At 70.9% G+C, this 12,116-nt stretch carries 11 protein-coding genes; 6 read left to right on the forward strand and 5 right to left on the reverse strand.

The window, feature by feature from the left end:
• The 3 genes from FL311_RS34570 to FL311_RS34580 all read left to right on the forward strand — a co-directional run.
• Nucleotides 1-607 (forward strand): peptidylprolyl isomerase (locus FL311_RS34570; protein ID WP_141331953.1); only part of this gene is annotated, 607 nt, incomplete at its 5' end.
• Nucleotides 607-1,353, forward strand: a complete 747-nt coding sequence (locus FL311_RS34575; RefSeq protein WP_141331954.1) for an alpha/beta hydrolase — start codon at nucleotides 607-609, stop codon at nucleotides 1,351-1,353. The genes FL311_RS34570 and FL311_RS34575, both read left to right, overlap by 1 nt.
• Nucleotides 1,354-1,360: 7 nt before the next feature.
• Nucleotides 1,361-1,774 carry a secondary thiamine-phosphate synthase enzyme YjbQ gene (locus tag FL311_RS34580; protein WP_141331955.1) on the forward strand — a complete coding sequence of 138 codons (414 nt, stop codon included), beginning with the start codon at nucleotides 1,361-1,363 and terminating at the stop codon, nucleotides 1,772-1,774.
• Between the two features lie 12 nt (nucleotides 1,775-1,786).
• On the opposite strand, the gene FL311_RS34585 is transcribed toward FL311_RS34580, so the two are convergent.
• The 5 genes from FL311_RS34585 to FL311_RS34605 all read right to left on the reverse strand — a co-directional run bounded on the left by FL311_RS34585 (nucleotide 1,787) and on the right by FL311_RS34605 (nucleotide 8,807).
• On the reverse strand, nucleotides 1,787-3,469 hold the full coding sequence (locus FL311_RS34585) for a L,D-transpeptidase family protein (protein WP_228557286.1): 1,683 nt from the start codon (nucleotides 3,467-3,469) through the stop codon (nucleotides 1,787-1,789).
• Nucleotides 3,470-4,149: 680 nt separating this feature from the next.
• Nucleotides 4,150-5,406, reverse strand: coding sequence for a C39 family peptidase (locus FL311_RS34590; RefSeq protein WP_141331956.1), 1,257 nt, complete (start codon nucleotides 5,404-5,406; stop codon nucleotides 4,150-4,152).
• A gap of 124 nt (nucleotides 5,407-5,530) precedes the next feature.
• On the reverse strand, nucleotides 5,531-6,874 hold the full coding sequence (locus FL311_RS34595; protein WP_141331957.1) for a sigma-54 dependent transcriptional regulator: 1,344 nt from the start codon (nucleotides 6,872-6,874) through the stop codon (nucleotides 5,531-5,533).
• Nucleotides 6,871-8,304 (reverse strand): ATP-binding protein, encoded by a 1,434-nt coding sequence (locus FL311_RS34600; RefSeq protein WP_141331958.1) that lies wholly within the window; start codon nucleotides 8,302-8,304, stop codon nucleotides 6,871-6,873. The genes FL311_RS34595 and FL311_RS34600 overlap by 4 nt, the downstream gene beginning before the upstream one ends.
• Nucleotides 8,305-8,351: 47 nt before the next feature.
• Nucleotides 8,352-8,807, reverse strand: coding sequence for a hypothetical protein (locus tag FL311_RS34605; protein ID WP_141331959.1), 456 nt, complete (start codon nucleotides 8,805-8,807; stop codon nucleotides 8,352-8,354).
• A 302-nt stretch (nucleotides 8,808-9,109) separates the two neighbouring features.
• Here FL311_RS34605 and FL311_RS34610 point away from each other — a divergent pair, with 302 nt between their 5' ends.
• From FL311_RS34610 to FL311_RS34620, 3 genes are all read left to right on the forward strand, one after another.
• A complete protein-coding gene (locus tag FL311_RS34610) occupies nucleotides 9,110-9,358 on the forward strand; it encodes a hypothetical protein (RefSeq protein ID WP_141331960.1) in 249 nt (82 codons plus the stop codon).
• A gap of 305 nt (nucleotides 9,359-9,663) precedes the next feature.
• On the forward strand, nucleotides 9,664-10,254 hold the full coding sequence (locus FL311_RS34615; RefSeq protein ID WP_141331961.1) for a GAF domain-containing protein: 591 nt from the start codon (nucleotides 9,664-9,666) through the stop codon (nucleotides 10,252-10,254).
• Between the two features lie 114 nt (nucleotides 10,255-10,368).
• Nucleotides 10,369-12,116 (forward strand): serine/threonine-protein kinase (locus FL311_RS34620; RefSeq protein WP_141331962.1); only part of this gene is annotated, 1,748 nt, incomplete at its 3' end.

The following is a 12,116-nucleotide window of genomic DNA, read 5'->3' on the forward strand; positions in this document are numbered from 1 at the left end:
CGTCGCGGCCACGCCGCCCCCCGCCGCCCCCGAGGCCACCGGGGAGTGGACCAAGAAGGTCCAGGCCGGGCAGGACCTGCTGGCGACGATGGAGACGAACCAGGGCACCATCGAGCTGCGCCTGTTCTCCAAGGACGCGCCGCTGACGGTGGCCAACTTCGTGGGCCTGGCCACGGGCGAGAAGACGTGGACGGACCCGAACACGGGCGAGAAGGTGACGGGCCGGCCGCTGTACAACGGCGTCATCTTCCACCGCGTGATTCCGAACTTCATGATTCAGGGTGGAGACCCCACGGGCACCGGCCGCGGTGACCCGGGCTACCGCTTCGCCGACGAGTTCCAGAGCGGCCGCACGTTCAACAAGACGGGCCTGCTGGCCATGGCCAACGCGGGCCCGGGCACCAACGGCAGCCAGTTCTTCATCACCACGGCGGTGACGGACTTCCTCAACAACCGCCACACCATCTTCGGCGAGGTGACGAAGGGCTACGACGTGGTGGAGAAGATTTCCAAGGTGAAGACGGCCCCGGGAGACAGGCCGGTGGAGCCGGTGGTCATCCAGAAGATCACCCTGGCGGACGCGCCGGCCACGGCCGGGGCGAAGTGATGAGCCAGCCCAAGCTGCGCCGCGTGGCGACACGCCTGGGCGAGCTGGACTGCAACGTGGTGGACGGGCTGTCCGAGGGCGCCACGCCGGAGCTGGCCGTGGTGCTCTGCCACGGACTCGGCGCCGCGGCCACGGACCTGGTTTCACTGGCCCCGTTCCTGGTGTCGGTCGAGCCCTCGCTGGTGGAGCGCGTGCGCTTCGTGTTCCCTGGCGCGCCGCTGACGATGGAGCGGTGGGGCAATCCCACCGGGCGCGCCTGGTTCCACCTGCCCGAGTCCATCATGCTCGGACAGGAGCGGGACTGGGAGACGTACGGGAAGAGCGTCCCGGAGGGCCTGCCCGCCGCGCGACGGGCCGTCATGTCCATGGTGGCCGCGTTGTCGGCCGCGACGAAGCTGCCCTACAGCCGCATCGTCCTGGGCGGCTTCAGCCAGGGCGGCATGGTGACGACGGACGTGGCGTTGCGGCTGGAGGAGTGCCCCGCGGGGTTGTGCATCCTGTCGGGCACGCTGCTCGCGGAAGCCGAGTGGACGCAGAAGGCCAAGGCCCGTCAGGGGCTGCCGGTGTTCCAGGGCCACGGTCGCCATGACGACCTGCTGCCCTTCTCGACCGGCGAGCGCCTGCGCGACACGTTGGTGCAGGCGGGGCTGTCCGTGGACTTCTTCCCCTTCGATGGGTCGCACATGATCGATGAAGAGGAGTTGAAGCGGGTGGCCGCGTTCCTGAAGGCCCGGCTGGGAGGCTGACGAGGTCATGTACCACGCGAAGCAGCTCACGGTGTCCACGCAGGGACGCGGCTTCACGGACATCACCGCGGACGTGCGCACGGTGGTGGAGCACAGCGGCCTGGAGCAGGGGCTGTGCACCGTGTTCCTCCACCACACCAGCGCGTCCCTGGTGTTGAGCGAGAACGCGGACCCGGATGTGCGTCGGGATTTGGAGGCCTTCTTCGCGCGGCTGGTGAAGGACGGGGACCCGCTGTTCGTCCACGACGCGGAGGGGCCCGATGACATGCCGGCGCACGTGCGCACGGTGCTCACGCAGAGCTCGCTGAGCATCCCCGTGAAGAACGGCGCGCCGGACCTGGGGACGTGGCAGGGCGTCTACGTCTGGGAGCACCGCACGTCGCCCCACCGCCGACGCGTCACCGTGTCGGTGGTGGGCTGAAGCGACTGTGATTCAGCGCAGGCCGCGCGTGCTGGCGACGACGCGCGCCTTGCGCTCCTTCTGGGGCTTCGGGGGCAGGCTCGCCTGTCCCCGGATGCGCACCCACGAGCCGGGAGACTCCGGTGTGGCGTGCACCATGGACCAGCCGGTGGGGACCTCCGGCGCGGCCCACGTGTAGAGGAGCCGGGCGTCGCGCGGCGAGAGGTTGATACAGCCGTGGCTCGTGGGCTCGCCGAAGCGGTCGTGCCAGTAGGCGGTGTGCAGGGCGTAGTCGCGCTCGAAGAACATGGTCCACGGCACGGTGGCCACGCGGTAGGTGTCATTGCCCGCGGTGCCGGAGCCGGTCATGTCGGCCTCGGCGAACTTTATCCAGACGCGGTAGAGGCCCTCGGGCGTGTCCGTGCCGGGCTTCCCGGAGGAGACGAGCGTGGCGTACACGGGGCGCTCGCCCTCGTAGGCCACGAGCACCTGCGCCTCCAGGTCCACGTCCAGCCAGCGCTCACCAGGCTCGACGCCCGGGGGCGCGTGGGTGAACCAGGCCACGTGCAAATCATCCCGTGACACCCAGTGGTCCTCGGAGATGAGCACCCAGCGGCCATCGGGGGACAGCTCGCGCACGGCGACGAGCGTCCGTGGAGGGAGCACCGTCTCGCGCGCGGCCTTCTCGTCGGGGGCGACGCGGACGACGACGGGCGCGGTGGGCTTGAGTCGTGACTGGGCCCAGGCGAAGGGCGAGGAGAGCTCGGACATCTGGTCCGCGTCCACGCCGACGAAGGCCGAGGGCCGGTACTCGCGCAGCACCCGGGCTTCCAGGTACTGGCCATCCGTGGTGCGCCAGAAGGTGCGGCGTCCCACGCGCACCTGTCCGCGCAGCTGCACCGTCACCGAGCCCTTGAGGAGCACGCCCTTCCTGCGCGCGCGGGCCAGGGCGAGGCTGGGGTAGGCGCGCACGCGCTTGCCGACGACGCGCGCGTAGGTGCCGGGGGTGAGCTCGCCCTCGCGGAGGCGGGGGAGGTCGCGCACGCGGGGCTCGCGGAAGTTCTGCTCCAGGTAGCGCTCGCAGACCCAGCCGCGCGGCTGGATTTCGACCCAGGCCTCGCACTCGGAGCTGCGTATGGCCGTCTCGCTCTTCCACAGGACGCGCATGTCCTGGGCCACGGTGCCCAGGGGTGGGGAGCTCTGACGCGGCTCGGAGCGCACGGCGATGGAGCGGAGGACGCGCAGCGAGCCGGCGTCGGGCTGGTAGGGAATGGCGACGGGCTCGGAGCCCGCGTCGGGGCTGGTGGAGGCGGTGGGGTCGGAGTCCTCGCCGTCGAGCCCGAGGGAGGGGTCGTCGAGCACGAGGCTGGTGTCCTCGAGGGGCTCACCGTCGGGACCGAGCACGAGCTCTTCGCTGGGGTTCTTCCGGTCGGGGATGACAACGAGCTGCTCGGCGGGGGGCGGCGCGTCCGTGTCTTCTTCGGGGAGGAGCTCCTGACGCTCGGGCTTCGGGGTGGCGCTGAGCTCGGGGTCGATGGAGAGCGAGGGCTCGTGGCCTGCGGAGGGGGCGTCGGAGTGTGGGGGCTGCGTGGCGACGACGGGACGCGAGGGACCGCCATCCGTGTCGAGCACCGGCGCCGTGCGGTTCCAGGCCGCGAGCAGCTCACCGGGTGTCGCGGCGGTGACGGGTGTACCTCCGTCGACCGGGGGAACCACCGAGGAGGGTTGCGCGGAAGGGACTGGCGTATCGGCGCGAGCCGTGTCGCCGAGTGCGGAGGGATTCGCGGTGGGCGCCGCCCCGAGCCCTGATGGGGCACCGTTCACACTGACTGGCGAAGACACTGTTTCGCTCGGCGTGGCCGCACCGTTCGCGAGTCCCTGCGCCGAGGGAGGATTCGCGAGCGGTGCTACCCCAGGCTGCGTCGGTCCGCCGCCTTCGAGTCCGTTCGAGGGTCCCGCCTCAGTGGCCGCCGGCGCTGCTCCGACGCTGTCCGCGCCACCAGGAACAGCTCCGAGCCCCTTCGCGGCGGCAGGCGACCCTGCTTCATCACGCGCGGCGGCTGCCATCGAGCCAGGAGGTGTGACGGTGCCCGCCGGACCGGGCTCCTCCGTCTTGGACGAAGGCGTGCAGGCGATTCCAGGCAGGAGAAGGGCGAGCTGAAGCCAACGTCGCATGTGGACGACACGGTACGAGGGCTCGCCCGCTTGCTCAACGTCGTCCGAGGTGGGGCCCCCTGCGCACGACTCCGCCCGGGTGCGTAATCCGTGCCGCCACGACGGTGGATGTCACATGTAACGGAATGGAGCCTCCCGCAACCCCACCCGCACGAGTGGAAACCCGTAGCCACCGTGAGACCCGAGACATTGTCTCACGGTGAAACAGCCCCACGCGCAGGTCAGCGCAGCACCCCAATCAGCTCGACAGGAAGCGCGGTGCCCGAGGGCCACAGCACATACGTCGCGCCCCGCGAGTGCTGCCACGCGCGCCACAGCTCCTCGCGCTTGTACGTCACCGACACCGTCTCGTCCGTCTTGAAGGCGGGGTCGTTGCACACGACATCGCCCTCGGGCGTGAAGCCCTTGAGCACGATGAGGTGCCCATCGGAGCTGCGCACGGGTGAGCCGGTGAGCGCTCCCTCCTCGTAGGCGATGCTGATGCTGACCGGGATGCCCGCGGCGATGAGCCGCTCCACCTGCGCGAAGCCATCCAGCCGCAGCACCGCGCCATGCAGCGCGCCGTCGCCCATCGCCGAGGCATAGGCCGTGTTGAAGACCCAGTTCCCCGTGCCCTTGTAGACCCAGTCGTACGTCCGGTCCGCCGACGAAGGCACCGTGGTCACCAGCTCCGGCCGACCCAGCCTGCGCCCCCAATACGCGAGCAGCATCGTGGTGGACGTCGGCGAGCACCACACCGGCCCACCGTCCGGGTACAGCATCTGCGAGTGGCCGGGCACCTCCAGCACCGTCCCCCAGACGCTCCGGTCTCCCCCGCCATCCCACGCGACACCCTGCTTGTCGCTCACCGCCGCCGACAACGCGCGCACACGCGGCGTGGCCTCCGGATTCGACGAGAACAGCCACACCGTCATCCGCAGCGCGTCCGCGCGACGCTTGAGGTTGAGCGTGTCCGTGAACACCTGACCGTCCGCGTCGCCCTGTCCCTCCACGCTGTGCCGGGCCACGGGCTCCTTGTCGAAGGCCCACACCCCCAGGTGGTAGTCCTTCGTCCAGACGCCCTCGATGCGCGCGGCCAGCGTCACCTTCACCCACGTGCCCGGCGGCGTCAGCGCATCGAAGGACGGGATGACGCTGTTGAAGCCCCCTGGCACGAGCTGCACCTCGGAGACGGCGCTCCCCAGCCGGTAGGTCGCCTCGTGGTAGCGCGTGCTCCCATCCTCCAAGCGGCCCGCGGGCACGGGCACGCTGTCGGTCCGCGCCGAGGCCTCCAGCACGAGCGCGCCGTCCGCCGTCACCGCCGTACCCTCGCGGGTGAAGCGCTCGAAGTCGCGCTCGCTCGCGCTGCGCCGCCACAGCCGCGCCGGAGCTCCAGGCTCCTCCACGGGCAGCTCCTCGCGCCCCTTCTGCTGCGAGACACAGGCGGTCTGCGTGGAGGTGATGAGGAGGGCCAACGTCGACAGGGAGCGCGCGTTCACGGTCCGGAGTCTGCGAGGGCTCCACGGCTCCAGACAAGGCGCATCGCAGCGACACGCTCCATCACCGGACAGCTCGCATGCACCCGGAGCGGCCCTTGGCAGGCGCAGCGGAAAGCCACGGCGCCTACGCCTCCGGCGTCTCCGTGCCCGCGCCATCCAGCAGCTTGTAGAGCGTCTTGCGGTCCACATCGAGCAGGCGCGCCGCCTCGCTCTTGTTGCCACCCACCGACTGGAGCACATGCGCCGCATACCGGCGCGACAGCTCCGCGAGGCTCGGCATGTCCCCCGCGAGCCCCGTCAGCCGCTTGGGCGCATCTCCAATCGGCTCCGGGAAGTCCTGCGGCCCCAGCACGCCCGTCACGTTGAGCGCCAGCGCCCGCGCCACCACGTTCTCCAGCTGCCGCACGTTGCCCGGCCAGTCGTACGCCGTCAGCCGCCCCATCGCCTCCGACGTCACCACCGGGCTCACCCCACCCCGCGCATGCCGCGACGCGAAGTGCTGCACCAGCGCCGGGATGTCCTCGCGCCGCTCACGCAGGGGCGGCAGGTGCAGGTGCACCACGTCCAGCCGGTACAGCAGGTCCTCGCGGAACACGCCCTCCGCCACCCGCTCCTTCAAGTCCTTGTTCGTCGCCGCCACCACGCGAGCGTCCACCTTCACCGGCACGCTCTCGCCCACCCGGCGGATCTCTCCCTCCTGCAACACCCGCAGGAGCTGCGACTGCACCTTCATCCCGACATCGCCAATCTCATCGAGGAAGAGCGTCCCGCCGTTCGCCTCCTCGAAGACCCCCCGACGCGCGCCCGAGGCGCCCGTGAAGCTGCCCTTCGCATGGCCGAACAGCTCGCTCTCCATCAGCGACTCGGTGATGGCGCCGCAGTCCACCGGGATGAACGGCCCCGACGCGCGCGGCGAGCGCTTGTGCAGCGCCCGCGCCACCATCTCCTTGCCCGTCCCCGTCTCGCCCGTAATCAGTACCGGCACGTTGCTCGCGGCCGCGCGGGCCACCTGCTTGTAGACTTCCAGCAGCGCGGGGCTGCGCCCCACCAGCGCCGTGCGGTCCACCTGCTGGCGCAAGGAGCGGTTCTCCTCCACCAGTCGCTTCTGCTCGAGCGCCCGGCGCGCGATGCGCAGGATCGCATCCACGTCGAAGGGCTTGGCCAGATAGTCGAACGCGCCCAGCTGGATGCTGTCCAGCGCGCCCTCGATGTTGCCGAACGCCGTCACCACGATGACCGGCGTGTCCGGCAGGTGCGCCTTCACCTCCTGCAGCACCTTCAGCCCATCCCCCGGCTCGGGCATGGCCATGTCGGTGAGCACCAGGTCGAACGCGCCCTCCGCCAGCTTCTCCTGCGCGGCCTTGGGGTGCGCCGCCTGCGCCACCGAGCCGAGCGGCCCCAGCAACCGCTGGAGCAAATCCCTCGCCTGAGGGTCATCGTCCACGACGAGGATGCGCGCTGAGCTCACGAAGCCACCTTGCGGATTGCGGAAGCCGTGGACGACTCCACGGACTGGACGGCGCTTCCCACCGTCTGCCGCGCGACCTTCGGGAAGCGCACCACCACGCGCGTCCCCTTCCCCTCCTCCGAGCGCACCGCCAGCGTCCCCCCGTGCGCCTCCACCACCCGCTTCGTGGTGACCAACCCCAACCCATGCCCCGGCAGCGAGCGCACCTCCGGCGCGCGGAAGAACGGCTGGAACAACGACGTCAACACCGCGGGCCCCATCCCGATGCCGTTGTCCGCCACCTCGAGCACCGCGTCCGTCCCGTCCGTCGCCACGCTCACCGTCACCTTCGCGTCGGGCCGCCCCGCCGAGTACTTCACCGCGTTCGTCAGCAGGTTGCGCGCGGCGACCTGCAACAGCTGCCCCGGGCAGTCCACCGCCACGCCCGCCTCCAGCGCCCGGTCCAACGCCACGTTCTGCAGCGCCGCCACCTGCGACACCTCCAGCAACACCGTCGTCACCGCCGTGTCCAGCTCGCCCACCGTGCGCTCACCCCGCGTGCCCGCGCGGCAGAAGCGCAGGAGCGCCTCGATGAGCTCCCCCATGCGCACCGCGCTGGACTCGCACTGCGCCAGCATCTCCAGCGCGCCCGCGTCCTTCACCGCGCCCGTGCGACGGATGAGCGTCAGGTAGCCCTTGAGCGGCGCCAGCGGGCTGATGAGGTCGTGCGCCACGCGGCGCGTGAAGGCGTCCAGCTCCTGGTTGTGCCGCCCCAGCTCCTCCAGCTGTCCCTGAATCGTCGCGTCCTGGCGCTGGAGCAGCCGCGTGATGTGCCACCCCACCAGCACCGACAGCAGCATGGCCAGGAGCGTGGTGCCCGCGCCCAGCGCCGTGTTGCGCACGCGCAGGTCGGCCAGCCGCCCCACCAGCCGGCGCGCCTCGTTCGCGTTCTCCTCGGACAGCGACTCGCCCAGCGCGTCCAGCTGCGCGGCCACCGGTCGGATGCGCTCAGCCAGGTGACGCCGCGCCCGGTCCGCCTCGCGCCGCTGCGAGAACACCGCCGCCGCGCGCACCTGGTCCGCCAATCCCTGGCATGCGGCGTTGAACCGCTCCCACATCGCCTTGTCGCCCGAGGGCAGGTTGCGCGTGTACGCCTCCGAGGCGAAGCGGATGTCGGTGAGGATCTCCTCCATCACCGCGTCGGCCGCGCCGCGCTCCCGGTCGTCCGTCGCGCGGATGTGCGCCTCAATCGCGGACTCCAGCGACAGCGCGTCCACGCGGATGCGCCCGATGAGGCCGGCGCGCTCCAGCGCCTGCTTCACCAGCGCGTCCACCTGCGCGCCCGTGCGCACCTCCGTCCACAACATGAAGGCGGTGACGGCCGACAGCAGGGCCACCACGAAGAAGAAGCCGGCGCGATAGCCGCGGATGGACTTGCGGGTGCTCACCAGGGTCGTCCTGTACCACGGAGCACGGGCCGAGGACCCGCGTCCTTCCTTCAGGGCGCCGCCGTCCCGTCGCCTGCCGCCGGAGCATCCGGCTGCCGCGCCGACGGCAGTCGCCGCCGCGCCCGCTCCAGCGCCGACTCATAGAAGACGTCCGACAGCTGCTCGTGCATCTCCCGCAGCTCGTTGAGCTCCCGCTCCCGCGCGAGCAGCTGCGTGTTGTGCTCCTCCAGCGCGTGCCGGTCCGCCTCCGTGCGCGCCAGCTCCTCCATCAGCGCCGCGCGGCCCTGCTCCGCCTCCGCGCGCTCCTGCTTGAGCCGCTCGATGGCCGACTCCAGCGCCGCCAGCTTCACCGCCACCGACTCCATGCGTTCGCGCTCCGCCTCGTACTGGCGCTGCCAGTGCAGCGTCTCCAGCACCTGCGCCTCCAGGCGCTCAGGCGGGATTCGCGCGCACCCTGTCGCCAGCCATGCCACCGCCGTCGCCATCGCGAACCACAGGGACCGCATACACCGTCTCTCCCGCGCCGCGGTCGCGAGAGATTCGCGACGAGGTGCGACGGGCTCGTGTCCTGTTGCAGCAAAGGACGCGTGCGCAGCTTGCTCAAGTGGCCCGGTGTCGTCAAAGCGACATGCGCCCGTCTGGGGAGCAAGCCCCCAATGTTGGAGCTTCAACTGAGGATTTCCTCCCCAGCACGCGCACGACAGCACGCGCGCTTGCCTCGGAAGGCCTCGCTGGCACGCCCGCTGCTCAAGCGCCTGCCCGCTGATACGGCGCAATCCTGCGTCGTCCTGCCTCAACGGAGCATTCCATGAAGACCGTGTTCGCCGCCGCCCTGCTCGCCGCCGCCACCGCGTTTGCCAACACCCCCGCTCCGGCCGCCGCGGAGGCCAAGCCCGCCGCCGCCGAGGCGCAGCCCGCTCCCGCCGCCGAGATGAAGGCCGAGGAGGCCAAGCCCGAGACGGCCGAGGCCAAGCCCGCCGCCGAGACCAAGCCCGCCAAGGGCAAGAAGGCCAAGAAGGCCGCCCCCAAGGCCGAGACGGCCGCCGAGACCAAGTAGTCTCGATTTCCTCACTTCGAGGAATCCCCGCGAGGGCGCCCTTTCCAAGGGGGGGCGCCCTCGTGGCATTTCGGGGTCTGTCATCACCCGGACACTTCACGGCCAGGTCGCCTCCCTCGGAAAGTCACCTGTGTCATCTATACCCCGCCCGGGTCATTGTCTCCGTGACGAGCTCTTGATTTTCAGCAAAGCTGGGATTTGACAGAAACACAGTAATCGCGCTTAATGCGACTTCAGAGGATGACAGTTGGTTCCGGATTCCTGCGGAACCCCATTGCAAATCCGTCTTTTCTGGAGTCACCCCCATGGTGGAAGCCTTCTCGAAGGTGTCGGAAGCCTCGAAGCTGTTGCTGGAGAAGGGCCTCTGCCCCGCCACCGCGGTGGAGTCGCTGGGGCTGGTGGGGCACGCGATGGGCGTGGACCGGGCCTACATCTTCGAGAACCGGGTGTCGCAGACGTACGGCCGGTTCGTGACGGACCTGCGCTACGCCTGGGCGGAGCCGCCCACCGCGTCGCCCCTGGCCAACCCCGTGCTGCGCGCGTTCTCGTTCCGGGACTTCGCGCCGGGCTGGGTGGACATGCTGGAGGCGGGGATGGTGGTCGCGTGCCCCACCCGTGACGCGCCGCCGATGATGAGGGATTTGCTCGAGCGGCAGGGGACGCACTCCATCCTGCTGTGCCCCATCAACCCCTCGCGCCAGCAGTGGTGGGGCGTGGCGGTGTTCGAGGACTGCCGGCAGCCCCGGGCCTGGAAGCCCGAGGACGTGTCGCTGCTCAAGTCGCTGTCGCGGGCGGTGGCGGCGGCGGTGCGCCACGGGCAGATGCGCTCCTCGCTGGACCAGGTGCGCAACAGCCTGAGGGCCGCGGTGGGCCGCACGCCGGCGTCCGGCCACTAGCCACAAGCCTCCCCGGTCTCCGGGCGGGAGAGGGGCCGTGCGACCCCACCCCTTCGAGCCCTGGCCCCGTGCGTCGAGGGTTTCTGCTACCCTGGCGGCCCCCTGTCTACCGCCATGTCCTCCATCGACCCGACGGCGATCAGCCGGCCTCGTTCCCCGGACCTCATCAGCGGCTACCGCCTGGAAAAACTCGTGGGCACCGGAGGCATGGGCGAGGTCCACAAGGCCACCCAGCTGTCGCTCGGGCGCACGGTGGCGGTGAAGCTGCTCAACCAGGAGCTGGCGAAGGACCCGTCCTTCATCGCGCGCTTCCAGAAGGAGGCCGCGGCGCTCGCCGCGCTGAGCCACCCCCACGTCGTCTCCATCGTCGACAAGGGGAAGACGGACTCCACCTACTACCTGGTGATGGAGTTCGTGGACGGCCCGTCCTTGCGCGAGCTGATCCGCCAGTCCCAGTTCGACATGATGGGCGCGCTCAGGCGCATGCTCGAAATCTGCCGGGCCATCGAGTACGCGCACGGCCGCGGCGTCATCCACCGCGACCTGAAGCCGGAGAACATCCTGCTGGACCAGCAGGCCGGCGGCATCGCCAAGGTGTCGGACTTCGGGCTCGCCTCGTTCCTGGATGACGCCAGCCCCTCGTCGCGCTACGCGCTGACGTCCACGCACGTGTCCATGGGCACGCTGTCGTACATGGCGCCCGAGCAGCGCGTGGACGCGAAGAACGCGGACGCGCGCGCGGACATCTTCTCGCTGGGCGTCATCCTCTACGAGTGGCTGACCGGCGAGGTGCCGCTGGGCACGTTCGACCCGCCCTCGCAGCGCAAGCCCGGGCTGGACGCGCGCCTGGACGGCATCGTCACCAAGTGCCTCAAGCCGGACCCGGAGGACCGCTACCCGTCGGTGGCGGCGCTCATCGCGGACCTGGAGCTGCTCGTCCCCGGCAGCCTGCCGTCGATGCTGCCGGTGAAGCAGACGCGGGTGCAGCGCTTCAAGGCGGGCGTGCGCAAGGTGGTGCGCACCACCATGCAGGCCGCCGCGGTGGTGATGGTGCTGGCGGCGAGCTTCGTCCTGGGCACGGCCTTCTATCTGAGCGGCGAGCGCCGCGCGGCGTCCGCGCCGGGCGCCACCCTCATGGCCTACCTGGGCGAGCCGCGCATCCAGCCGGTGCCCGGGCGCGAGGAGTCCAACCCCGAGCGGCGCAGGCTCACCCTGGGCGAGGGCCTGGCGGAGCAGAGCCTGGTGGTGGCCGGACGCCCCGTCACGCTCGAGGACAAGACGCTCGTCTTCCCCTGGCAGGACGACGCGCAGGGCGTGGGCCGGGTGCGCGTGGACGTCACGCGCCGGGACGGCGACAGCCTCAGCCTCACGGCGCAGCTGCTCACGCAGGCGCCGCCGCTCACCTTCGAGCGCCGCCTGCGCGACATGTTCAGCCTCTACCAGCCCTCCCCGCCGCCCACCGCGTCCATGCTGCTCTTGGGCAGCACGGGCCGCTACGTGGCGCTGGTGCACAACGGCGTGGGCGAGCCCTTGCGGCTGGAGTGGGCGCTCGGCGAGCGCCGGGGCGCGATGCTCGGCATCGAGTCCCCCAAGGCGGGCCCGGTGAACGTGGAGCTGGCGGTGGACGCGGAGGGGCGGCTGGAGGCGTTCCTGGGCACGGGCAAGGACCGCCGGGCGCTCTTCGAGCCGCTGGTGCTGGGAGCCGGCTGGGTGGAGCAGTTCGGCGACGCGCCCTTCCCCGGCTTCGGCTGCATCGAGGGCACCTGCCGCGTGTCCGGCATCACCTACGTGCTCAAGCAGTCTCCGCCCGGAGGGACGACGGCGCCGGTGCCGCCGCCCCCCACCCCGGCCCCGCCGAAGGT

The organism is Myxococcus sp. AB025B (genome assembly GCF_006518215.1).
Taxonomy (GTDB): domain Bacteria; phylum Myxococcota; class Myxococcia; order Myxococcales; family Myxococcaceae; genus Myxococcus; species Myxococcus fulvus.

What these genes read in the sequence shown, in the direction of transcription:
- FL311_RS34575 (WP_141331954.1), top strand. Translation starts at nt 607, where the DNA reads ATGAGCCAGCCCAAGCTGCGCCGCGTGGCGACACGCCTGGGCGAGCTG.
- FL311_RS34580 (WP_141331955.1), top strand. Translation starts at nt 1,361, where the DNA reads ATGTACCACGCGAAGCAGCTCACGGTGTCCACGCAGGGACGCGGCTTC.
- FL311_RS34605 (WP_141331959.1), bottom strand. Translation starts at nt 8,807, where the DNA reads ATGCGGTCCCTGTGGTTCGCGATGGCGACGGCGGTGGCATGGCTGGCG.
- FL311_RS34610 (WP_141331960.1), top strand. Translation starts at nt 9,110, where the DNA reads ATGAAGACCGTGTTCGCCGCCGCCCTGCTCGCCGCCGCCACCGCGTTT.
- FL311_RS34615 (WP_141331961.1), top strand. Translation starts at nt 9,664, where the DNA reads ATGGTGGAAGCCTTCTCGAAGGTGTCGGAAGCCTCGAAGCTGTTGCTG.